Origin of the sequence: Citrobacter sp. 172116965 (assembly GCF_013458095.1) — a bacterium.
Classification (GTDB): Bacteria; Pseudomonadota; Gammaproteobacteria; order Enterobacterales; family Enterobacteriaceae; genus Citrobacter; species Citrobacter braakii.
The window spans coordinates 2,888,943-2,913,048 of record NZ_CP046673.1 but is presented as its reverse complement, the minus strand read 5'-3'; the positions used below and the strand labels follow the sequence as shown (position 1 = coordinate 2,913,048).

Here is a 24,106-nt window from a genome sequence, read left to right as displayed (position 1 = left end):
GCAGGTCAATCTCCAGCCAGTGGAACCAGCAGAACATCCACGTGGCTGGCACCGATCACGCTTTTTGCTGAGCAGGACGCGCGCGAAAAGAAGCTGTGGTTATGGTTGCCATAAATGACCAGATCGACCGCGTGTTTACGGCATACATCCAGAATATGTTCATTCAGTGCCCCATAGGTAATAAAGGTATGCTCAATGGGGTACTGTGCCTCTTTGCTGAGCTTGTCGATAAAATCCTGAGTCTCCTCTTGCATCACTTCACGCAGGTCCTCCAGCATAGGTGCTGCAAACTGATTATAAAGTTCAGGGTCTGAGACCAGGGTTATCAGGCTAATACGAGCGTTGACAGGGCGAGCGATTGAAACCGCCTTGGCTAACAACTGCTGGCTTTCAGGGGTGGCGGCAACGGCCACAAGAATGTGTGTATAGCTCATAACTCGCTCCTTTTTTCAAGAATTATGAGAGGGTTTCTCAGCATTGCTCGGCTTACTCCATACTGCAACGTTTCCTTCCCGGATAGTGTGAATGTCATCATGGTTATTCATTAATTATTCTTATAAATAGAATAATTGCGCCATATAACTTGTAAATACGTTCAGCTTACTTAAGTAAAACTCACCGCTAATGAAAACAATGTGTTAATTAAAAATTAACAAAAGTTAACATTTAATGGGTTATCACTACCCGGTATTAATTAATCACCATTAATATTTAAGTCATTGTTTATAAAGGATTTAATTGAAATGGTGTTTTAGATTAAATATGTGATCAAGCTCGCTATTTCACAAGGTGATATTAACGTTTGTGAACAAAATACTATTCGCTTTTATTGCAAGAATATTCGTATGTCAGGAATTGAAATGGCGAATTTGAGGTTAAAAAATAAGCAAAGTAAAAGCTGTGCTGATGGATTTATGTTAAGTGTTTAGCTAGTTTATGTGATCTATGTCACATATTCTTCAAATTCGCTGCATAGCTACGTTGTATGTGTAACGGGCGGCGGGTAGAGTTGCGTCGAATTAGGAAAAATCTTAGACATTTGTAAGAATTGATGTGAGCTTGTAAGGGGCGCGGCTTTCTGAAAAGGGAATGTTTAGACAACGCGTAAGTGCCGTCACGCTGCTATGTATTTGACCTTTTGCTTTTTTTTACCGGGCCTTCCCGGCGACATCACGGGGTGCGGTTTCACCGCATGAAAACAATGTTGGTTATTATGGATGCAAATAATGCATACATCCGAGTTGCTGAAACACATCTATGACATCAATTTGTCATATTTATTGCTTGCACAGCGTTTGATCGTTCAGGACAAAGCATCTGCGATGTTTCGCCTTGGTATCAGCGAAGAAATGGCGGACACGTTGGCAACATTAACACTTCCACAAATGGTCAAACTGGCTGAAACAAACCAACTGGTCTGTCATTTCCGTTTCGACGATCACCAGACCGTTACTCGCCTGACGCAAGACTCCCGCGTTGACGATCTTCAGCAAATTCATACCGGTATCATGCTTTCAACGCGACTGTTAAGCGACATCGATGAAGCAGCGCGCAAGAAAAGGGCTTGATGATGAGCGAAAAAAGCATTGTTCAGGAAGCGCGTGATATCCAGCTAGCGATGGAATTAATCACATTGGGCGCCCGTTTGCAAATGCTGGAAAGCGAAACGCAATTAAGCCGTGGCCGACTTATCAAGCTGTATAAAGAATTACGCGGCAGCCCTCCGCCAAAAGGGATGCTGCCTTTCTCCACCGACTGGTTTATGACGTGGGAACAAAACATTCATGCTTCGATGTTTTGCAACGCATGGCAATTCCTGCTCAAAACTGGTTTGTGCAGCGGCGTGGATGCCGTGATCAAAGCGTATCGTTTATACCTTGAGCAGTGCCCGCAGCCAGAAGAAGGGCCACTGCTGGCGTTAACTCGCGCATGGACGTTGGTGCGTTTTGTCGACAGCGGATTGCTGGAGTTGTCCCGATGCAATTGCTGCGGTGGGAATTTTATTACCCACGCTCACCAACCCGCAGGCAGCTTTGCCTGCAGTTTATGCCAACCGCCATCACGCGCCGTAAAAAGACGTAAACTTTCCCAGAATGCTGCCGATATTATTCCACAACTGCTGGATGAACAGATCGAACAGGCTGTTTAACTGATACGGTGTGGACAAACACTCCAGCAGCGGTAAGCGATTACCGCTGCTTTTTTTTGTCCTGACCTCGAGTTAACTGCACTCCCGACTGCGCATCCTGTCATAGTCAATTGCGAAAGGATGATGTCGTGCTTATCTTATTAGGTTACCTGGTTGTTATTGGTACAGTTTTCGGCGGTTACATGATGACCGGCGGACACCTTGGGGCACTCTATCAACCGGCTGAGCTGGTGATTATCGGTGGCGCGGGTATTGGGGCATTCATCGTCGGCAATAACGGGAAAGCCATTAAGGGGACGATGAAAGCCATCCCGATGCTTTTTCGTCGATCAAAATACACCAAAGCGATGTATATGGATCTGCTGGCGCTGTTGTATCGCCTGATGGCCAAGTCACGTCAGCAGGGCATGTTCTCGCTTGAACGCGATATCGAAAACCCCAAAGAGAGTGAAATTTTCGCCAGCTATCCGCGCATTCTTGCTGATGCCGTGATGCTTGATTTCATTGTCGATTATCTGCGTCTGATCATCAGCGGCAACATGAACACGTTTGAAATTGAAGCGCTGATGGATGAAGAGATTGAGACGCACGAAAGTGAGGCCGAAGTCCCGGCCAACAGTCTGGCGATGGTGGGGGATTCATTACCGGCGTTCGGGATCGTGGCGGCGGTCATGGGGGTTGTCCATGCGCTGGCTTCTGCCGATCGTCCGGCGGCTGAACTGGGTTCGCTGATTGCGCATGCCATGGTAGGGACATTCCTCGGTATTTTACTGGCCTATGGATTTATTTCTCCGCTTGCCAGCGTTCTGCGCCAGAAAAGCGCTGAAACCACCAAAATGATGCAGTGTGTGAAGATAACTCTGCTCTCCAATCTGAATGGTTACGCGCCGCCAATTGCCGTCGAATTTGGTCGTAAGACTCTGTATTCCAGCGAACGTCCATCGTTTATCGAACTGGAAGAGCATGTTCGTGCGGTGAGAAATCCAACTGCGCAGCAGACGACCGAGGACGCATGAAAAATCAGGCCCATCCCATTATCGTTGTAAAGCGACGCAAGCATAAAGGTCACGGTGGTGGGGCGCATGGTTCGTGGAAAATCGCCTACGCCGATTTTATGACCGCGATGATGGCCTTCTTTCTGGTGATGTGGCTCATTTCCATCTCTAGCCCTAAAGAATTGATCCAGATTGCCGAATATTTCCGTACGCCGCTGGCTACTGCGGTAACCGGGGGAAATCGTATTTCGAATAGCCAAAGTCCCATTCCAGGCGGCGGGGATGATTACACCCAGCAGCAGGGAGAGGTGAACAAGCAGCCGAATATCGATGATCTGAGAAAACGCATGGAACAAAGCCGCTTGAGCAAACTTCGCGGCGATCTCGATCAGTTGATTGAATCTGACCCCAAACTGCGTGCGCTGCGCCCGCATTTGAAAATTGATTTAGTTCAGGAAGGGCTGCGGATACAGATTATCGACAGTCAGAATCGCCCGATGTTTAAAACCGGTAGCGCTGAGGTGGAACCGTATATGCGCGATATCCTGCGAGCCATAGCGCCAGTGCTTAACGGCATTCCTAATCGAATCAGCCTTTCCGGCCATACGGATGATTACCCTTACGCCAATGGTGAAAAAGGGTATAGCAACTGGGAGTTGTCCGCCGATCGCGCTAACGCGTCGCGTCGCGAACTGGTTAGCGGCGGTCTGGATGATGGAAAAGTATTACGTGTGGTAGGTATGGCCGCCACGATGCGTCTGAGCGATCGCGGTCCTGAAGACGCTATCAACCGCCGTATTAGCCTGCTGGTTCTCAATAAGCAGGCGGAAGAGGCCATTTTGCATGAAAACGCTGAAAGCCAGAATGAGCCGGTAAGTGTCTTACAACAGCCAGCGGAACTCCCGCCGGCAAGCGTTCCCACATCGCCACCAGCCAATCCGAGGTGATAGCGTGAGCATGGATATAAGCGATTTTTATCAAACATTTTTTGATGAAGCTGACGAACTGTTGGCTGACATGGAGCAACACCTGCTTGATTTGGTTCCTGAAGCCCCGGATTCCGAACAGCTGAATGCAATTTTTCGTGCTGCGCACTCGATAAAAGGCGGGGCGGGCACCTTCGGCTTTACCATTTTGCAGGAAACGACCCATCTGATGGAAAACCTGCTGGATGAAGCGCGGCGTGGCGAGATGCAGCTCAATGCCGACATTATCAACCTGTTTTTGGAAACGAAAGATATTATGCAGGAACAGCTCGACGCCTATAAAAACTCAGAGGAGCCGGATGCCGCCAGCTTTGAGTACATTTGTAATGCGTTACGACAGTTAGCGCTCGAAGCGAAAGGTGAAACCGCACCGGCAGTCGTCAACACCGCAAAACTGAGCGTTGTTGACAGCACTGCAATGCAGGAAGAGGCGGTTGCACAGCCTGAGTCCGCAAGCGAAGAGAGCAAGAAACGCATTATTCTCACGCGACTGAAAGCCAATGAAGTGGATTTACTGGAAGAGGAGCTGGGGAACCTGGCGACCTTAACCGATGTGGTGAAAGGGAGCGACACGTTGTCAGCAACGCTTGATGGCAACCTCGCAGAAGATGACATCATCGCAGTGCTGTGCTTTGTGATTGAAGCTGATCAGATTGAATTCGAAACCGTCAGCGCAGCGCCGGTAGCCGTTGAAACTGAAGCTGAAGCAGAAGCTGAAACGGTAGCCGTTGTCGCGAAGCCGCAGCCGGTTGCCGTTGCGCCAGCGGCGAAAGCCGCCGCCAGTGAAGCGCCAAACGGACGGGCGGAACGCGACAAACCCGCCCGCGCCAGCGAGTCGACCAGCATCCGCGTAGCGGTTGAGAAGGTCGATCAGCTCATTAACCTGGTCGGTGAGTTGGTCATCACCCAGTCTATGCTGGCACAACGTTCTAACGAACTGGATCCCGTCAATCATGGCGATCTCATCACCAGTATGGGTCAGTTACAACGTAACGCCCGCGACTTGCAAGAGTCGGTGATGTCGATTCGTATGATGCCCATGGAGTATGTGTTCAGTCGTTTTCCGCGTCTGGTGCGTGACCTGGCCGGTAAGCTGGGTAAACAGGTTGAACTGACACAGGTGGGAAGCTCAACCGAACTCGACAAGAGCCTGATTGAACGCATCATCGATCCGTTGACGCACCTGGTGCGTAACAGCCTCGATCACGGTATTGAACTGCCGGAAAAACGCCTTGAAGCCGGGAAAAGCCCAATCGGTAATCTGACGCTTTCCGCGGAGCACCAGGGCGGGAATATCTGTATTGAAGTCACCGATGATGGCGCCGGTCTGAACCGTGAACGAATCCTCGCCAAAGCTATCTCCCAGGGGATGCCGATCCACGAAAACATGAGCGATGACGAAGTCGGTATGCTGATCTTCGCCCCGGGCTTCTCGACCGCTGAACAGGTGACGGATGTCTCTGGTCGCGGCGTGGGTATGGATGTGGTGAAGCGAAATATCCAGGAGATGGGGGGCCATGTTGAGATCCAGTCCAAACAGGGACAGGGGACGACTATCCGAATTCTGCTGCCGCTGACGCTGGCGATCCTCGACGGCATGTCCGTGCGCGTGGCCGACGAAGTCTTTATTCTGCCGCTGAATGCCGTTATGGAATCACTGCAACCGCGCGAAGAAGATCTCCATCCGCTGGCCGGAGGAGAGCGCGTGCTGGAAGTGCGTGGCGAATATTTACCGCTGGTTGAGCTGTGGAAAGTCTTTGAGGTTGAAGGCGCAAAAACCGAAGCGACTCAAGGTATTGTGGTGATTTTGCAAAGTGCAGGGCGTCGCTACGCGCTGCTGGTCGATCAGTTAATTGGTCAACACCAGGTGGTCGTCAAAAACCTGGAAAGCAACTACCGCAAAGTGCCAGGTATTTCTGCAGCAACGATCCTCGGCGACGGCAGCGTCGCGCTGATTGTCGATGTCTCTGCATTGCAGGGATTAAACCGCGAACAACGTGTGGCGATCACAGCCGCCTGATTGAGTGAGAAGGGAATAATATGACCGGTATGAGTAATGTAACTAAACTGGCCGGCGAACCGTCAGGTCAGGAATTCCTCGTGTTTACGCTGGGGGATGAAGAGTACGGTATCGATATCCTGAAAGTGCAGGAAATCCGTGGGTACGATCAGGTGACGCGTATTGCTAACACGCCTGCGTTTATCAAAGGTGTCACCAATCTGCGCGGTGTGATTGTGCCGATTGTTGACCTGCGCGTGAAGTTTAGCCAGAGCGATGTGGACTACAACGAAAACACCGTGGTGATTGTGCTGAATCTGGGCCAGCGGGTGGTCGGGATTGTGGTCGATGGCGTCTCGGATGTGCTGTCGCTGACAACGGATCAAATCCGTCCGGCACCGGAATTTGCCGTAACGCTGTCGACGGAATACCTGACGGGACTGGGGGCTCTGGGTGACCGGATGCTGATCCTGGTTAACATTGAGAAGCTGCTCAATAGCGAAGAAATGGCGCTGCTGGATATTGCCGCCAGCCACGTCGCGTAACCGCTATATCATATCCGGCCTACAATGATTGCTGTTGTAGGCCGGATACGCGTAGCACATCCGGCAGATTTCCCCTTACGCTTCCCGCTCAACCAGCTCCGGTTCTTCTTCCAGTAAACCTTCATCTTGTGCCAGCATCGCCGTTGCAATCCCGTTACCTAATACGTTGATTGCTGAACGTCCCATATCCAGGAAGTGGTCAATACCCATCAGTAACAGAATCCCGGCAACCGGAATATTAAAGCTCGGAATAGTTGCTGCCAGCACCACCAGCGCAGAACGCGGCACGCCGGCAATCCCTTTTGACGCCAGCATCAGCGTCAGCATCAGGACGGTGATTTCTGCAAAGGAGAGGTGAATGTTATAGGCCTGCGCGATAAACATCGAGGCAAATGAACAGTAAACCATCGAGCCGACCAGGTTAAATGAATAACCGATAGGCAATACAAATGACACGATGTTAGGCGAGCAACCAAATTTGGTTAATTGCTCCAGCGTTTTTGGATAGGCGGCTTCCGAGCTGCTGGTAGTAAATGCGACCAGAACCGGATCTTTCAGCATGCTTACCAGACGAAAAACCTCTTTTTTCAGCATGACATAACCGACCGCCAGCAGAACCAGGCAGGTCAGCAAAATAGCCACATAGTAGCCGCCGATGAACGATGCATAGTTAAGCAGGATCCCCAGACCCTGGGTGGAGATAACGGAGGAAATGGCGGCGAAAATGGCCAGCGGCGCAACGTACATCACGTAGCCAGTCACCTTAAGCATAATGTGGGAGACCACATCCAGCGCGGCAACCAGCGGGGCATTGAACTTCTCACCAAGGGATGCGCCACCAATACCGAAGAACATCGAGAACACCACAATTTGCAGGATCTCATTGTTGGCCATCGCCTCGGCTATGCTGGTTGGGATGGTGTGAGTCAGGAAACCTTTCAGGCTCATGCCGCTCACGGCCAGGCCGGTATCAGTGGCTTCCAGCGGGATCGCCAGGTTCAGGCCGCTGCCGGGTTGCTCAAGAGAAACCACAAACAGACCGACCAGAATAGACAGTATGGAAGAGCTAATAAACCAGATCATCGCTTTGCCGCCTACGCGCCCGATGGTAGACGTTTCCCCCAGGCGCATAATACCGACGGTCAGGGTGCTGAATACTAAAGGTGCGATCACCATTTTAATCAGGCGCAAAAAGATGTCGGTGAGAAGCGTAATATTATCGGCCCAGGCGGTCACTACGCCGGGGGCGGCATACGAGTGGATCACCGCCCCTGACAGGATCCCCGCCAACATGAAGATCACGATAAACAACGTGAGTTTGTTTGCATTTGCCACTAAAAAGCCCTCAGTAAGGATTTAACATTTATTGTTCGGTTACTCATTTTTTATATTTATTAATTGGTAACTAAGTATTCATCATATAAATTGAATTAAAGCGCCAGCTGATACAACTTTTTTTAATTTTTTATCCATTTTGTTGTGGTGCAGAGGATATGTATTTGTGATCCTGGTCACGAAATAATGACTATTTCATCCAATATGACCGCGCCCACAGATAAATTTGAATGTTATTCACATGATAATTGTGACGTTTTTATGTGAATGATTTGTGGTTGCCGTACACCCGTTTTCCCCTCCTTCCGCGAGGCTTCACGTCCCTTCAGGATTTCCTTTTCGCAAACGTAAAGTTATCTCAGCGACTGCCGATAACGTTGATAACTCGTTTTCAGGAAGGTGCCTTATGTTTAACCGTATCCGCGTTGTCACAATGCTGATGATGGTGCTGGGGGTTTTCGCACTGCTACAGCTTGTTTCCGGTGGTCTGTTGTTTTCTTCATTGCAGCAGAATCAGCAAAGTTTTGTTATTTCTAACGATCTTCGACAGCAGCAAAGTGAACTCACCTCAACATGGGATCTGATGCTGCAAACACGTATCAATTTAAGCCGTTCTTCTGCACGCATGATGATGGACGCGTCCAACCAGCAAAGCAGCGCGAAAAACGATCTGCTGAAGAATGCGAAAGCATCGTTGGCGCAGGCCGAAACACATTACGCAAAATTTAAAAACATCACACCGTTACCCGAGATGGCAGAAGCCAGCGGCAACGTTGAGGAGAAATATCAGCAGTACCATGCGGCCTTAACAGAACTGGTTCAGTTTCTGGAGAACGGCAATATGGATGCCTATTTCGCGCAACCGACTCAGGGAATGCAAAACGCGCTCGGTGAGGCGCTGGGCAAGTACGCCAGCGTTAGCGAAAAGCTTTACGCTCAGGCATTCGATAAAAGTGCGCGAGATTACCATTTCGCCCAATGGCAGCTTGGCGTGCTGGCCGTAGTGCTGGTGCTGATTCTGGTGGTGGTGTGGTACGGCATCCGCCATACCCTGCTTAATCCTCTGTCTCGCGTCATTGCCCATATTCGGGAAATCGCCAGCGGTAACCTGACCGCGACCCTGGCCGTCAGCGGTCGTAATGAAATCGGCGAGCTGGCCAGTACGGTTGATCATATGCAGCGCTCGCTGACGGAAACCGTCACCCTGGTGCGTGAAGGTTCTGATGCGATTTATTCCGGGACCAGCGAAATTGCCAGCGGGAACACCGACCTTTCATCTCGTACTGAACAGCAGGCCTCTGCGCTGGAAGAGACCGCAGCCAGCATGGAACAGTTGACCGCAACCGTGAAGCAAAATGCGGACAACGCGCGTCAGGCCTCGCAATTGGCGAAAAGTGCCTCCGATACCGCACAGCATGGCGGCAAAGTGGTTGATAGCGTGGTGAACACCATGCACGAAATCGCCGATAGCTCGAAGAAAATCGCCGACATCATCAGCGTTATTGATGGTATTGCTTTCCAGACCAACATTCTCGCACTGAACGCGGCGGTTGAAGCGGCGCGTGCCGGTGAACAAGGCCGTGGCTTTGCCGTGGTTGCGGGCGAAGTGCGTAATCTGGCAAGTCGCAGTGCGCAGGCAGCGAAAGAGATCAAAGCGTTGATTGAGGATTCGGTTTCCCGAGTGGATACCGGGTCCGTATTGGTAGAAAGCGCAGGCGAAACGATGAACGACATCGTAAATGCCGTAACGCGGGTGACCGACATTATGGGCGAGATTGCCTCGGCCTCCGACGAGCAAAGCCGGGGGATTGATCAGGTGGCGCTCGCGGTATCCGAGATGGATCGCGTTACGCAGCAGAACGCCTCGTTGGTACAGGAATCGGCTGCCGCTGCCGCTGCTCTTGAAGAACAGGCCAGCCGCCTGACGCAGTCGGTGTCGACTTTCCGCCTTGCGTCACGTCCGGCGTCGGCTAAGCCACGCGATACACGATTACCTGCAACGGCGGCCGCATCCTATCCGCGCCAGAACAATGAACAAGATACGAATTGGGAAACATTTTGACTGATAGTTAAACCGCGGCCAGTGCCGCCCAATGGGAGCGTTGATGTTTAATCGTATTCGAATTTCGACCACGCTTTTTTTGATTTTAATCCTCTGCGGTGTTTTGCAGATTGGCAGTAATGGCTTGTCCTTCTGGGCATTTCGGGACGGTTTTCAGAACCTGAATCAGGTCGAACGAAGTAATCAGCAACGCGCTGCGCTGGCCCAAACCCGCGCTGTGTTATTACAGGCCAGTACGGCCCTTAATAAGGCAGGGACGCTGACCGCCCTGAGCTATCCGCCAGAGGATATCAACACGCTGATGACCCTCGCACGTGATAGCCTGGCGCAGTCTGAATTGATGTTTAAACGCTTTATGGCGACATCGGATACGACGGCACAAGGGAAGGCGCTGTTTGGCGCAACGGAGAAAAGTTTCAGCCAGTGGCACAGCGCTCTCGCGCATCAGGCCACCTGGCTTGAAAACAATCAGTTGTCAGATTTTCTGACCGCGCCGGTGCAGGCTGCTCAGGATGCTTTTGATGCAAATGTGAATGCGTGGCAGAGCAACATCGATCGCGTGTTGCAAACGGCAGGAGAGCAGAGCCAGCGAAATTACCATATGTCGGGGGGGATTTTCGCCACCATGGTGGTACTGGCGGCACTGCTCACCAGCGGTGCGCTGTACTGGTCGCGCAAGATGATTGTCCAGCCGCTGGCTATCGTGGGCAGTCATTTTGACAGCATTGCCGCGGGTAATCTGGCCCGGCCGGTAGCGGTTTATGGGCGCAATGAGATCTCAGCCATTTTTGCCAGTCTGAAGAAAATGCAGCAGGCACTGCGTGAAACGGTAAGCGAAGTACGCCAGGGCAGCTCAGCCATGCATAGCGGCATTTCAGAAATCGCGATGGGCAATAACGATTTGTCTTCGCGCACTGAACAGCAGGCGGCCGCGCTGGCGCAAACGGCAGCCAGCATGGAACAACTGACCGCAACCGTTGGGCAGAATGCGGATAACGCGCGCCAGGCGTCAGGAATTGCCAAAAGTGCGGCAGATACAGCGCATAAAGGCGGCGAACAGACGTCCCGAGTCGCCAGCACCATGCATGAGATTTCCGCGAGCTCGCAGAAAATTGGCGACATCATCGGCGTGATTGACAGCATTGCCTTTCAGACCAACATCCTTGCGCTGAATGCCGCGGTTGAGGCCGCTCGCGCGGGTGAGCAGGGGCGTGGTTTTGCCGTGGTTGCGGGCGAAGTGCGCAATCTGGCAAGCCGTAGCGCACAGGCGGCGAAAGAAATTAAGGGGCTCATTGAGGAGTCTGTCACCCGAGTGCATCAGGGCTCGCAGTTGGTTGATATGGCAGCGCGCACCATGACGGAAATTGTCAGCTCGGTTACCCGGGTTAACGACATCATGGGCGAGATTGCTTCTGCTTCTGATGAACAGCGCAGAGGCATCGAGCAGGTGGCGCAGGCCGTCAGCCAGATGGACTCCGTGACGCAGCAAAACGCCGGGCTGGTGGAAGAAGCCGCATCCGCCACCGGACAACTTGCCATGCAGGCCGATAATCTTTCTGCCTGTGTCGCATTTTTTAAGCTTGAAGAGCAAACCGTAGCAAAACAAGAATTGGCGCAGCCGCAGGTTGTGCCCGTTGTATCCTGAATGTGATTGAGAAGGCGCTATGACATCATCTCTGCCCCCTGGGCAAACGTCATTATTGTTACAGATGACACAGCGCCTCGCGCTGTCTGACGCGCATTTTCGTCGGATATGTCAATTAATCTACCAGCGTGCGGGGATCGTACTGGCCGACCATAAGCGGGACATGGTTTATAACCGCCTGGTCCGCCGTCTGCGAACCCTGGGACTGGATGACTTTGGTCGCTATCTCAGCATGCTGGAAGCTAACCAGAACAGTGCTGAGTGGCAGGCTTTTATTAACTCCCTGACTACCAATCTGACCGCGTTTTTTCGCGAAGGGCATCATTTTCCAGTGCTGTCAGATCATGCTCGTCGGCGCAGCGGTGAATACCGTGTCTGGAGCGCGGCGGCGTCAACCGGAGAAGAGCCGTACAGCATTGCGATTACGCTCGCCGATACCTTAGGTATGGCTCCGGGCCGCTGGCGTGTTTTTGCCAGCGACATTGATACCGAAGTGCTGGAAAAAGCCAGAAGCGGCATCTACCGCCTTGATGAGCTAAAGACGCTGTCACCGCAGCAGCTGCAGCGTTATTTCATGCGCGGCACCGGACCGCATGAAGGACTGGTACGCGTTCGGCAGGAACTGGCGGGGCATGTTGAATTTTCCAGCGTGAATTTACTGGATAAGCAGTACAACGTGCCAGGCCCCTTCGATGCCATATTTTGCCGTAACGTGATGATCTATTTTGATAAAACGACGCAGCAGGACATTTTGCACCGTTTTGTTCCACTTCTTAAACCAGATGGGCTGCTGTTTGCAGGTCATTCAGAAAACTTTAGCAACCTCGTGCGCGAGTTTAGCTTGCGTGGACAGACGGTGTATGCGCATGCGCCAGGTAAGGATAAAGCATGAGTAAAATCAGGGTTTTATCGGTTGATGATTCTGCACTGATGCGTCAAATCATGACCGAAATTATTAACAGCCACAGTGATATGGAAATGGTGGCGACGGCGCCGGATCCGTTGGTTGCCCGGGATTTAATCAAAAAATTCAATCCCGACGTCCTGACGCTGGATGTGGAAATGCCGCGCATGGACGGCCTCGACTTTCTTGAGAAACTGATGCGTCTGCGTCCGATGCCAGTGGTTATGGTCTCTTCGCTGACCGGTAAAGGTTCTGAGGTCACGCTGCGGGCGCTGGAGTTGGGAGCGATTGATTTTGTCACCAAACCACAGTTGGGGATCCGTGAAGGGATGTTGGCCTACAGCGAAATGATCGCTGAGAAGATCCGCACCGCGTCGCGGGCAAAACTGGCGGCCCACAAACCCATGACGGCACAGGTGACCTTGAAAGCGGGGCCGTTACTCAGTTCTGAAAAACTGCTGGCGATTGGCGCCTCAACCGGAGGAACAGAGGCAATTCGCCATGTACTCCAGCCATTGCCGCTTTCAAGTCCCGGTATTCTTATTACCCAGCATATGCCGCCAGGATTTACCCGCTCATTCGCCGAGCGTCTGAACAAACTGTGTCAGATCACCGTGAAAGAGGCTGAGGACGGGGAGCGCGTGCTTCCAGGGCATGCGTATATCGCCCCTGGTGACAAGCATATGGAACTGGCGCGCAGCGGGGCGAACTACCAGATCAAAATTCATGATGGTCCACCGGTTAACCGGCATCGGCCTTCAGTGGATGTGCTGTTCCATTCGGTGGCAAAACATGCGGGGCGTAATGCCGTGGGAGTGATCCTGACGGGTATGGGCAACGATGGCGCCGCCGGAATGTTAGCGATGAACCAGGCGGGTGCCTGGACCATTGCGCAAAACGAAGCAAGTTGTGTGGTGTTCGGCATGCCGCGCGAGGCCATCAATATGGGTGGCGTAAGCGAAGTGGTCGATCTTAGCCAGGTAAGCCAGCAAATGCTGGCGAAAATCAGTGCCGGACAGGCAATACGTATTTGAATCAGGAGTTTATTTTTTATGGCGGATAAAGAGCTTAAGTTTTTGGTTGTGGATGACTTTTCCACCATGCGTCGCATCGTGCGTAACCTGCTCAAAGAACTGGGTTTCAACAATGTTGAAGAGGCCGAAGACGGCGTGGACGCGCTGAATAAGCTGCAGGCTGGGGGATTTGGTTTTGTCATTTCCGACTGGAATATGCCGAACATGGATGGCCTGGAACTGCTGAAAACCATTCGTGCTGATGGCGGAATGTCCGCCCTGCCGGTGCTGATGGTTACGGCGGAAGCGAAGAAAGAGAATATCATTGCGGCGGCACAGGCTGGCGCCAGTGGTTATGTCGTGAAACCGTTCACGGCGGCGACGCTAGAAGAGAAACTCAATAAAATCTTTGAGAAACTGGGCATGTGAGGGTGTGATAATGATGATGCAACCACAAATTAAACCTGCTGACGAACATTCAGCCGGGGACATCATCGCGCGCATCGGCAGTTTGACCCGAATGCTGCGCGACAGCCTGCGTGAACTGGGGCTGGATCAGGCTATTGCCGAAGCGGCAGAAGCGATTCCCGATGCCCGCGATCGTCTCGATTACGTTGTGCAGATGACCGCACAGGCGGCAGAGCGCGCGCTGAACAGTGTGGAAGCTTCGCAGCCGCACCAGGACGCGATGGAAAAAGGGGCCAAAGACCTGACCAAACGCTGGGATGAATGGTTCGAAAATCCGATCGAGCTGTCTGACGCCCGTGAACTGGTCACCGATACCCGCCAGTTCCTGGGTGATGTGCCAGGGCATACCAGCTTTACTAACGCTCAACTGCTGGACATCATGATGGCGCAGGATTTCCAGGACCTCACCGGTCAGGTCATCAAGCGCATGATGGATGTTATCCAGGAGATTGAACGTCAGCTGCTGATGGTTCTGCTGGAAAACATTCCAGAGCAGGGCGCTCGTCCGAAACGTGAAAACGAAAGCTTGCTTAACGGCCCGCAGGTTGACACCTCAAAAGCTGGCGTGGTGGCAAGTCAGGATCAGGTTGACGACCTGCTGGATAGCCTCGGGTTCTGATCCGTAGCGTTTTTATTTGCTGGCCCGGCAGGCGCTCGCCGCCGGGCATTCTAACCGATAACGGCTTGCGCGTTATCCGGCCTACAGATACCTATCGTTCTCTTTATTTACTATCCATTTTTACGGTGAAGTTGCCAGAACGGGTTCGCTCGCTGCATACCGAGCGCGGCGCTTCTGTGGATCCCGCAGGGTTATTGGGCCGCCAGTCGGCACAATGTGTCCTGTACTATGATTCGTACCCGGTTGAATGTCTGGATGACGTGGGTTCATCTGCACGGCGTATATCCTCTTTTTTATGCCATAACTTGGCGGTTATTTGCCGAAATGATGCTGAGGTCACAGCAGGTTACGCCTGAGTGACAGTGCGATATATAGACTTGTCATAATAATTGCAGTTAAATGGTTATCAGTGCAAGGCAATATATTATGTCAGTAGGTTATTTATCGATATCCCGAGTGTTTTTACTCGAATAGCGGCGGGGGAGATATGCGAATTTTACGTGAGAATGATTTTTTTCATTCAGAGCAACATGCGTTTTGTCTTTTTTCGATGAATAACCAATTAATGGAAGGTGTGCACGGGCATGATTTTGATGAACTGGTGATTGTCCGTAGCGGTAGCGGGTTTCATATTATTAATGACTTGGTTCGTTTTATCTGCCAGGGTGACTTTTTTTTAGTGACCGCTAACGATACCCATAGTTATGTTTCAACTAATAATCTGTCGGTTATTAATATATTGATTCGTCGCCCGCGCAGTTTTCATTTTTTACAGCACATTGATAATTTGCTCGATTGTATAAAAGAAAAACTTCTACAGCCTACCGCGCTGGCGTTAACTCAGGGAGCGCTGGCGCGTATTGAGGTATTGAGCCAGGAGATAATCTCACGTAACGAGAGTAACTATGACGTGCTCTATTTTTCATTGTGTGAAGTCGCTTTGCTGAACATCATCAACACACTTTGCCAGTGCGACCGCCAAACTGGGGCGCTTAGCCCTGATGAGCGAGGGCGAGCCAACCTGATCCGTATGCTCAAGACCAGTAGCTTGCGTCATTTAGACTGGAATGTGTTGAGTGATGATAACGGTGTCGCCAGGCGCACGATGTATCGCTTAATTAAGCGAGTGACCGGTTATACTCCGGTTAAATTCCAGATGTTGTATCGTGTATTAAAAGCTCAAGAATTACTGCGCACTACGGATAAAACCATCAGTGAAATTGCGGCACGTTGTGGTTTTATGAATGCGATCAGGTTGACTGAATCGTACCGACGGTATTTCCATTATCCTCCAAGCCATGAACGTGAACTTCATTCACGAGTTTTAATAGCGATTTAATTGTTAGGTTAATAACAATAAAAAATTATTACTACCATCCATCGTGACGGGGGTAGGCCATACGCTTATTTCTCGCCTTACTATCTGTAAATTTAAGGGAATCGTTATGTCAAAAAATAAAACACCTAACCCTTGGTATATTGGGGTGGTGTCTGGAATGGCATCATATATTGATTCGGCGGCTATTGTTTCCAGTGGTACAGCCTTAGTCATTTATCAAAAAACAATGGGTATTACTGCACTACAAATTGGCATTTTATCTGGATTATTAACGCTGAGTATTGCCGCTGGGGCTTTTGGTGGCGGTCGTCTTGGAGACCGTATTGGTCGTCGTAATGTTTTTATTATTACGATGGTGATGATTTTTATCGGCACGCTGGCGCTGGCCTTTGGTTTGAACTTCCCGTTCCTGGTGCTGGGCACACTCTTGGTGGGGCTGGCGACAGGGGCTGATTTACCCGTCTCTCTGGCGACTATCTCCGAAGCGGCGAACGATGAAAACCGCGGCAAGATTATCGGCTTGTCCAATTTACTCTGGCTGGTGGGAATTGGCGCCACGATGGGGATCTCCGCTATCGTCGGCGACTGGGGGCTGATTGGCGCGCAAATCATGTATATGCACGTTGGGCTGGTGGCGGTTGTGCTGATGATCCTGCGTTGGTCTATCCCTGAGTCGCCGCTGTGGTTGGCGGCAAAGGATGAACTGCGTCGTGGCATCGCCACCGTGCGGGCGCAGAAAACCGGCTGGCGCGATCTGCTCGAAGGCAAATACCTGTGGCCGTTTATCTCGCTGTGCATCTTTTATACCTTCACCAATCTGGCGGCCAATACCGGCGGGCAGTTTGGGGCTTATGTAGCGGTAAATGTGGTGGGCATTTCGGTCAGCACGCACTCGCTGTGGGGGCTGTTGATTCTGCCAGTGAGCGTGGCGTCTGGGTTGATGTTTATGCGCATCGTTGATACCTCAAAACGGGTTCCATTCTTTATTTTTGGCGCGGTGATGATGTCCGGTGGTTATTTCGTGCCGGTACTGTTTAATTTCTCGCCGCTCTCCTGGTTCTGCTGCCTGCTGTTTACCAATATCGGCACAGGATTTGCCTTCGAAGGCATCATGAAAGTGTGGGCGCAAGAGTCATTCCCCACCATGCTACGCGCCACCGCGCAAGGGGTGATTGTCGGTGTCGCCCGTCTGACCTGCGGCTTGTTGGCGTTCGTCACTCCTGTGCTGTTGAGCGCGGGGCCGGTAGTTCTTTATTGCCTGCTGACGGCGATTGTGGCGATAGGCATGGTTATCGGCTGGCTGTGCTTCCACGGCAAGCAACGTAATGAATTTAATGCAGAAACAGAAATGGTGGCGACGTCTGATAACGGACAGGCGTCGCACGATACTTTGCGGGCCAAAGCCTGAATATGAGCCACTGAGGGAAAAATTATGTTGGCAGTAGAAAAGATTACGCTCAACTATGAAACCACGCTGACGGGCTGCGAAACGTTGCCGGTTTTCGGCTGGATAATCACCAGCACCTTACGCAATGTACAGCAGCGTAGCTGGCGTTTGCAGCTGTCGGCGCAAGAAGATTTTGCCCAATGCCTGTTTGACAGCGGCGAAATGCACGATGACCGCTCCAGTAATATCGAATTGCCCGACGTCGCCTGCCAGCACTCGACACGCTATTTTGTGCGGGTGCATATTACCGACAACCACGGTGAAGAGAGCGGCTGGAGCCCGGCGGCAACGTTTATTACCGGCCTGCCAGCGCAAGCGTGGCAAGGGGTGTTTATCTCGGCTGAAACGCCGCAGGATAAAGACAACTCAAAAGGCACGTTGTTGCGCCATGCGTTCAGTTTGCCCGACGGTGATGACATTGTTTCGGCGGTGGTACATGCCAGCGCGCTGGGGCTGTACCAACTGTGGATCAACGGCGAAAAAGTCGGGCGTGATGAGTTATCGCCCGGCTGGACGAGCTACCACCACCATCTGTTGTATCAAACCTGGGATGTGACCGAGCACCTGCGAGAAGGCGAAAACGTGATTGGCGCGATGGTGGGAGCGGGTTGGTATAAAGGGGATATGAGCTTCAACCGCTATCGCAACTATTACGGCCAGCAGACGGGGTTTATTTGCCATATGGTGGTGACGCTCCGCGATGGTAGCCAGCGGGTAATCGCCACGGATGCACACTGGCAGGGCTGCGATGACGCTATTTTGTTTGCTGAAATTTATGATGGCGAAGTGTATGACGCACGTCGGGAGCAGCGCGGCTGGAGCGAGCCTGCGTTTAGCGCCGGGCATTGGCGTGCGGTGACGACGCTTGCGGCAGAGACTTCGGTGCTGCAACCGCAAACGGCCTGCCCGGTACAAGAAATAGAACGGCTTGCGCCGTGCTCAATCATCACGACGCCAAAAGGTGAGACGGTGCTTGATTTTGGCCAGAACCTCAGCGGCTGGGTGGAGTTTCGGGTGCGCGGTGCGGCAGGTGAGCGCGTGGTGCTGCGCCATTTTGAAGTGCTGGATGCCGAAGGCAATGTTTATCTGGCGAACCTGCGCACCGCCAAACAGTGCATTGATTACACCTTACGCGGCGAGGGTGAAGAATGTTTTCACCCGCATTTTACCTTTCAGGGTTTCCGTTATGTGCTGATTGAACGTTGGCCTGGCACGCCGACGCGGGATGATTTTGTCGCGGTCGTGCTGCATTCCGCGATGACGCCGACGGGTCACATTGAAACCTCAAATGCGGATCTCAACCAACTGCATCACAACATCATGTGGGGGCTTAAGGGCAATTTCGTCGATATCCCAACCGACTGCCCGCAGCGCGATGAACGTCTGGGATGGACGGGCGATGCGCAAATTTTCTGCCGCACTGCGAGTTATCTGATGCAGACGCGCACTTTTTTTGCCAAATGACTGACCGATCTTCAGCATGACCAAACGCCAGAGGGCGGTGTGCCGCACGTCATCCCCGATATCCTCACCGGCAAATGCGACAACGACCGCTTTTTATCCCACGGGCGCACCCATTCCGCCGCAGCCTGGGCCGATGCGGCGGTGATTAACCCGTGGACGCTGTACCTGATGTACGGCGATAAACAGACGCTGGCCCGCCAGTACGACAGCATGAAAGCCTGGGTGGAGTTTATGCATGACAACGCTGTTGAGAACCAGTGGTCGTGGAAACTGCAGTTTGGCGATTGGGTTGCGCTGGATGCCAAAGAGGGCAGCTATTTTGGCGCAACGCCGAATGAACTGACCTGCATGGCCTACTATGCGTTGTCCACGCTGCTGCTGGCGAAATCAGCCAAAGCACTGGGAAATGACGTTGATCACACCCATTATCAGGCGCTGCATACCGCGATTGTCGAAAGCTTCCGCAATGAGTTTTTTACCGCCACCGGGCGGCTGGCGGCACGCACGCAAACGGCGCATATTCTGGCGCTTTACTTCCAGTTAGTGCCGGACGCGCACCGCGAGCGCACCGTGCAAACGCTGCTGGAACTGCTGGCGGAAAATGACGGTCATCTGGTGACGGGGTTTGTCGGCACACCCTATTTCTGTCACGCATTGAGCGAAAACGGACAGGCCGACGCGGCGTGGCAATTGCTGATGAAAGAGGACTTCCCAAGCTGGTTGTATCAGGTAAAAGCCGGGGCAACGACGATTTGGGAACACTGGGATGGCGTGAAACCGGACGGCACAATGTGGAGCCCGGACATGAACTCCTTCAACCATTATGCCTACGGGGCGATCGGTGAATGGCTGTATCGCGTGGCGGCGGGAATAAATACCGAAGAACACGCGCCGGGCTTTAAATCTTCAGTACTGCGGCCTATTCCGGGCGGTGGCCTGACATGGCTGAAAGCGCGATACGGCTCGGTATATGGTGATATTGCCGTCCACTGGACGCAGGAACCGGCGCGCGATGGCTTACAGTCCATCACCCTTGAGGTAGATATTCCGCCGAATACTCACTCAATGGTGATCCTTGATGGCGCACAAACGCTGCTCGATACCGATGGCCTCGACTTCGCGCCAGTAGACGGCGGCTATAGCGCGCAGGTGGGATCGGGCCATTATCGCGTTATCTGGCAGCGCTAACCGCGTGGTTGTCACGGCAGCGTTCGCGCTGTCGTGGCAAACGAACGCTCGAATTCCTCTGTTTTCGTTTCGCTATTCGACGCATTGGCAATGGTTGCGGTCGCGATAATACTCGTGACCGTGACGACGAGAGTAATGCCGTGGCAGAAGAAAGCGACGACGACAAAACAGAAGCCCCCACACCCCACCGACTTGAAAAAGCACGGGAAGAAGGGCAAGTCCCCCGATCCAAAGAGCTGACCTCACTGCTTATTTTGCTGGTGGGCGTGTGCATTATCTGGATTGGCGGGGAGTCGCTTGCCCGCAGACTGGCCGGTATGCTGTCGGCCGGATTACGTTTTGACCACAGTATGGTCAATGACCCTAACCTGATCCTCAGCCAAATCATCCTGCTGATTAAAGACGCGATGATTGCGCTGTTACCGTTGATTACCGGCGTCGTTCTGGTGGCATTAATCTCCCCGGTGATGCTTGGCGGCTTGATTTTCAGCGGTAAATCTCTGCAGCCCAAGTTCTCTAAGCTGAATCCGTTGCCGGGCATTAAACGCATGTTTTCAGCGCAAACCGGGGCGGAACTGCTCAAAGCGATACTGAAATCCACGCTGGTTGGGAGCGTGGCCGGATTTTATCTCTGGCATAACTGGCCGGCGATGATGCGTCTGATGGCGGAATCGCCGATTACGGCGATGGGCAACGCCCTGGATTTAGTTGGCATGTGCGCGCTGTTGGTGGTGCTTGGCGTTATTCCGATGGTGGGGTTCGACGTTTTTTTCCAGATTTACAGCCATCTGAAAAAGCTGCGCATGTCGCGTCAGGATATTCGTGACGAATTTAAGCAAAGCGAAGGCGACCCGCACGTTAAGGGCAAAATACGCAAAATGCAGCGCGCGGCCGCGCAGCGTCGCATGATGGCGGATGTGCCGAAAGCGGACGTGATTGTTACCAACCCCACGCACTATTCGGTGGCGTTGAAGTATGACGAGAACAAAATGAGCGCGCCGAAAGTTGTTGCCAAAGGCGCGGGGCTGGTGGCGTTGCGCATTCGTGAGATTGGCGCTGAACATCGAGTCCCTACGTTAGAAGCGCCACCGCTGGCGCGTGCGCTATACCGTCATGCTGAGATTGGTCAACAAATACCGGGTCAATTATATGCCGCCGTTGCCGAAGTGCTGGCATGGGTATGGCAGCTAAAACGCTGGCGTCTCGCCGGCGGCAAGCGTCCACCACAACCTGAAAACCTTCCGGTGCCTGAAGCACTGGATTTCATGAACGAGAAGAATACTGATGGCTAATCTGGTCGCGATGTTGCGTTTGCCCAGCAACCTGAAATCCACGCAACTGCAAATCCTTGCCGGACCGATCCTTATCCTGCTGATCCTGTCGATGATGGTGTTGCCGTTGCCGGCTTTCGTCCTCGATTTGCTGTTCACGTTTAACATTGCGCTGTCGATCATGGTGCTGCTGGTGGCGATGTTCACCCAGCGTACGCTGGAGTTTGCCGCATTCCCGACGATTTTGCTGTTTACCACATTATTACGCCTCGCCCTGAACGTTGCGTCGACGCGTATCATTTTAATGGAAGGGCATACCGGCGCGGCGGCGGCGGGAAAGGTGGTTGAAGCTTTTGGTCACTTCCTCGTGGGCGGTAACTTTGCGATCGGTATCGTGGTCTTCGTTATTCTCGTCATTATCAACTTTATGGTTATCACCAAAGGTGCCGGGCGTATCGCCGAGGTTGGCGCGCGCTTCGTGCTGGATGGTATGCCCGGCAAGCAGATGGCGATTGATGCGGATTTGAATGCGGGTCTGATTGGCGAAGATGAAGCCAAAAAACGACGCTCGGAGGTGACGCAGGAAGCGGATTTCTACGGCTCTATGGACGGTGCGAGTAAATTCGTACGTGGAGATGCCATCGCCGGTATTTTGATCATGGTGATCAACGTGGTCGGCGGTCTGTTAGTCGGGGTGTTGCAGCATGGTATGAGCATGGGTAGCGCAGCGGAAAGTTATACCCTGCTGACCATCGGTGACGGGCTGGTGGCGCAAATTCCTGCGCTGGTAATTTCCACCGCGGCGGGGGTTATCGTGACCCGCGTGAGTACCGACCAGGATGTAGGCGAACAGATGGTGACCCAACTGTTCAGTAATCCTAGTGTCATGCTGCTTAGTGCGGCGGTGCTTGGTCTTTTGGGTCTGGTTCCGGGGATGCCGAACCTGGTGTTTTTGATGTTTACCGCCGCGTTACTGGGTCTGGCCTGGTGGATGCGTGGTCGTGAGCAAAAAGCCCCGGATGAGCCGCAGCCGGTGAAAATGCCGGAAAACAACTCCGTGGTGGAAGCAACATGGAATGACGTACAGCTGGAGGATTCCCTGGGGATGGAGGTAGGCTACCGCCTGATCCCAATGGTGGACTTTCAGCAAGATGGCGAATTGCTGGGGCGAATTCGCAGTATTCGTAAGAAATTTGCCCAGGATATGGGCTTTCTGCCGCCGGTGGTACATATCCGCGACAATATGGATCTGCAGCCGGCCCGCTATCGTATTTTGATGAAAGGGGTGGAAATTGGCAGCGGTGACGCCTATCCGGGACGCTGGCTGGCCATTAACCCTGGTACCGCCGCCGGGTCGCTGCCGGGCGAGAAAACGGTCGATCCGGCTTTCGGTCTGGACGCTATCTGGATTGAAAGCGCATTGAAGGAACAGGCGCAGATTCAGGGCTTTACGGTTGTTGAAGCCAGTACCGTTGTCGCCACGCACCTTAATCACCTGATTGGGCAGTTCGCTGCTGAGCTGTTTGGCCGTCAGGAGGCGCAACAGCTACTGGACCGCGTTTCGCAGGAGATGCCAAAACTGACAGAAGACCTGGTTCCGGGCGTCGTGACGCTCACTACGCTGCATAAAGTGCTGCAGAACTTACTGGATGAGAAAGTACCGATTCGCGATATGCGCACCATTCTCGAAACGCTGGCTGAACATGCACCGCTGCAAAACGATCCGCATGAGCTTACCGCGGTGGTACGTGTTGCGTTGGGACGCGCCATCACTCAGCAGTGGTTCCCGGGTAATGAAGAGGTTCAGGTTATCGGCCTTGATACCCCGCTCGAACGTTTGCTTCTGCAGGCGCTGCAGGGCGGCGGCGGTCTGGAGCCGGGTCTTGCAGACCGACTGCTGGCCCAGACTCAGGAAGCGCTGTCCCGTCAGGAAATGTTGGGTGCGCCGCCGGTCTTGTTGGTTAACCACGCGTTGCGTCCATTACTGGCACGCTTTTTACGTCGCAGCATTCCGCAACTGGTGGTGTTATCGAACATGGAGCTGTCTGACAACCGCCATATCCGTATGACGGCGACTATTGGAGGTAAGTAATGCGTAAATTACTGTGGTTGTTGTTTTTTCCTCTGGTAGCGCAGGCTGCCGGAGAAGGCGCCTGGCAGGCCAGCGGCATGGGGATTACTTTAAATCACCGCGGCCAGTCAGCCTCGTCTTCACCTCTGACGCCCAGCCAGCCGGTCTCGGGGTTGATGACGCTGGTGGCCTGGCGCTATGAGCTCAATGGCCCAACGCCTGCGGGTTTACGGGTACGTTTATGTTCCCAGTCCCGCTGTGTTGAGCTGGACGGGCAAAGCGGGACCACCAACGGATTCAATAATGTTCCCGCCATCGAACCGATGCATTTTGTCTGGGAAGTACCCGGTGGCGGTCGCCTGATCCCCGCCTTGCAAGTTCAGAGCAATCAGGTGATTGTGAACTATCGTTAACGCCTCCCTTCATTCCGGCCAGCAGCAGAAACTGCTGGCTGCTTCGCAATTCTAGTCCGCCTCTTTGATTAAATAGAAACGCTGTTTTATAAAATAGGTGACATACGTTGCCGGACTCTTTGTGCTGTTGCCATTTCACGAATACCCCTGGCAAAAATAGAAAGGTTTCACTTGCTGTTAGCTTTTACTGTGG

General features: G+C 52.7%; 20 protein-coding genes and 1 pseudogene. 19 read left to right on the top strand and 2 right to left on the bottom strand.

From position 1 onward, the window contains the following. Positions 1-5 precede the first annotated feature (5 nt). A complete protein-coding gene (gene uspC / locus GPJ68_RS14155) occupies positions 6-434 on the bottom strand; it encodes a universal stress protein UspC (RefSeq protein WP_016153445.1) in 429 nt (142 codons plus the stop codon). A 792-nt stretch (positions 435-1,226) separates the two neighbouring features. Here uspC and flhD point away from each other — a divergent pair. The 6 genes from flhD to cheW all read left to right on the top strand — a co-directional run bounded on the left by flhD (position 1,227) and on the right by cheW (position 6,674). Further along, positions 1,227-1,568: a flagellar transcriptional regulator FlhD gene (gene flhD / locus GPJ68_RS14150; protein ID WP_016153444.1), complete on the top strand. Its 342-nt coding sequence runs from the start codon at positions 1,227-1,229 to the stop codon at positions 1,566-1,568. Beyond that, on the top strand, positions 1,565-2,149 hold the full coding sequence (flhC, locus tag GPJ68_RS14145; protein ID WP_085951062.1) for a flagellar transcriptional regulator FlhC: 585 nt from the start codon (positions 1,565-1,567) through the stop codon (positions 2,147-2,149). The genes flhD and flhC overlap by 4 nt, the downstream gene beginning before the upstream one ends. Positions 2,150-2,277: 128 nt before the next feature. Further along, positions 2,278-3,165: a flagellar motor stator protein MotA gene (gene motA / locus GPJ68_RS14140; protein WP_016153442.1), complete on the top strand. Its 888-nt coding sequence runs from the start codon at positions 2,278-2,280 to the stop codon at positions 3,163-3,165. Beyond that, on the top strand, positions 3,162-4,091 hold the full coding sequence (motB, locus tag GPJ68_RS14135; RefSeq protein ID WP_016153441.1) for a flagellar motor protein MotB: 930 nt from the start codon (positions 3,162-3,164) through the stop codon (positions 4,089-4,091). The genes motA and motB overlap by 4 nt, the downstream gene beginning before the upstream one ends. A gap of 4 nt (positions 4,092-4,095) precedes the next feature. Beyond that, a complete protein-coding gene (gene cheA, locus GPJ68_RS14130) occupies positions 4,096-6,150 on the top strand; it encodes a chemotaxis protein CheA (RefSeq protein ID WP_104651437.1) in 2,055 nt (684 codons plus the stop codon). Between the two features lie 20 nt (positions 6,151-6,170). Continuing rightward, positions 6,171-6,674: a chemotaxis protein CheW gene (cheW, locus tag GPJ68_RS14125; RefSeq protein WP_003034638.1), complete on the top strand. Its 504-nt coding sequence runs from the start codon at positions 6,171-6,173 to the stop codon at positions 6,672-6,674. Positions 6,675-6,749: 75 nt separating this feature from the next. On the opposite strand, the gene GPJ68_RS14120 is transcribed toward cheW, so the two are convergent. Next, positions 6,750-8,009, bottom strand: a complete 1,260-nt coding sequence (locus tag GPJ68_RS14120) for a dicarboxylate/amino acid:cation symporter (protein WP_016153439.1) — start codon at positions 8,007-8,009, stop codon at positions 6,750-6,752. 406 nt (positions 8,010-8,415) lie between these two features. Between GPJ68_RS14120 and tar the strand changes: the two genes are divergently transcribed. The 13 genes and pseudogenes from tar (at position 8,416) to flhe (ending at position 23,913) form a co-directional block, all read left to right on the top strand. After that, a complete protein-coding gene (gene tar, locus GPJ68_RS14115) occupies positions 8,416-10,071 on the top strand; it encodes a methyl-accepting chemotaxis protein II (RefSeq protein ID WP_046275660.1) in 1,656 nt (551 codons plus the stop codon). A 43-nt stretch (positions 10,072-10,114) separates the two neighbouring features. Further along, positions 10,115-11,716, top strand: coding sequence for a methyl-accepting chemotaxis protein IV (gene tap / locus GPJ68_RS14110; protein ID WP_104651435.1), 1,602 nt, complete (start codon positions 10,115-10,117; stop codon positions 11,714-11,716). A gap of 19 nt (positions 11,717-11,735) precedes the next feature. After that, positions 11,736-12,608, top strand: coding sequence for a protein-glutamate O-methyltransferase CheR (cheR, locus tag GPJ68_RS14105; protein WP_016153436.1), 873 nt, complete (start codon positions 11,736-11,738; stop codon positions 12,606-12,608). After that, positions 12,605-13,654 (top strand): chemotaxis response regulator protein-glutamate methylesterase, encoded by a 1,050-nt coding sequence (locus tag GPJ68_RS14100; RefSeq protein WP_016153435.1) that lies wholly within the window; start codon positions 12,605-12,607, stop codon positions 13,652-13,654. The genes cheR and GPJ68_RS14100 overlap by 4 nt, the downstream gene beginning before the upstream one ends. A gap of 18 nt (positions 13,655-13,672) precedes the next feature. After that, complete coding sequence (gene cheY, locus GPJ68_RS14095) at positions 13,673-14,062, top strand: chemotaxis response regulator CheY (protein WP_016153434.1); 390 nt, start codon at positions 13,673-13,675, stop codon at positions 14,060-14,062. 13 nt (positions 14,063-14,075) lie between these two features. After that, positions 14,076-14,720: a protein phosphatase CheZ gene (cheZ, locus tag GPJ68_RS14090; protein WP_029139578.1), complete on the top strand. Its 645-nt coding sequence runs from the start codon at positions 14,076-14,078 to the stop codon at positions 14,718-14,720. A 487-nt stretch (positions 14,721-15,207) separates the two neighbouring features. Continuing rightward, complete coding sequence (locus tag GPJ68_RS14085) at positions 15,208-16,059, top strand: helix-turn-helix domain-containing protein (RefSeq protein ID WP_047358306.1); 852 nt, start codon at positions 15,208-15,210, stop codon at positions 16,057-16,059. A 106-nt stretch (positions 16,060-16,165) separates the two neighbouring features. After that, positions 16,166-17,467, top strand: coding sequence for an MFS transporter (locus tag GPJ68_RS14080; RefSeq protein ID WP_047416581.1), 1,302 nt, complete (start codon positions 16,166-16,168; stop codon positions 17,465-17,467). Between the two features lie 24 nt (positions 17,468-17,491). Continuing rightward, a pseudogene (locus GPJ68_RS14075) lies at positions 17,492-19,816 on the top strand (family 78 glycoside hydrolase catalytic domain); the annotation flags it as partial. 12 nt (positions 19,817-19,828) lie between these two features. After that, a complete protein-coding gene (locus GPJ68_RS25225; protein ID WP_255489845.1) occupies positions 19,829-20,158 on the top strand; it encodes an alpha-L-rhamnosidase C-terminal domain-containing protein in 330 nt (109 codons plus the stop codon). Between the two features lie 140 nt (positions 20,159-20,298). Next, on the top strand, positions 20,299-21,450 hold the full coding sequence (gene flhB, locus GPJ68_RS14070; protein WP_180837424.1) for a flagellar biosynthesis protein FlhB: 1,152 nt from the start codon (positions 20,299-20,301) through the stop codon (positions 21,448-21,450). Then, complete coding sequence (gene flhA, locus GPJ68_RS14065; RefSeq protein WP_016153428.1) at positions 21,443-23,521, top strand: flagellar biosynthesis protein FlhA; 2,079 nt, start codon at positions 21,443-21,445, stop codon at positions 23,519-23,521. Before flhB ends, flhA begins: the two co-directional genes overlap by 8 nt. After that, positions 23,521-23,913, top strand: a complete 393-nt coding sequence (gene flhe, locus GPJ68_RS14060; RefSeq protein WP_016153427.1) for a flagellar protein FlhE — start codon at positions 23,521-23,523, stop codon at positions 23,911-23,913. The genes flhA and flhe overlap by 1 nt, the downstream gene beginning before the upstream one ends. Positions 23,914-24,106: the final 193 nt, after the last annotated feature.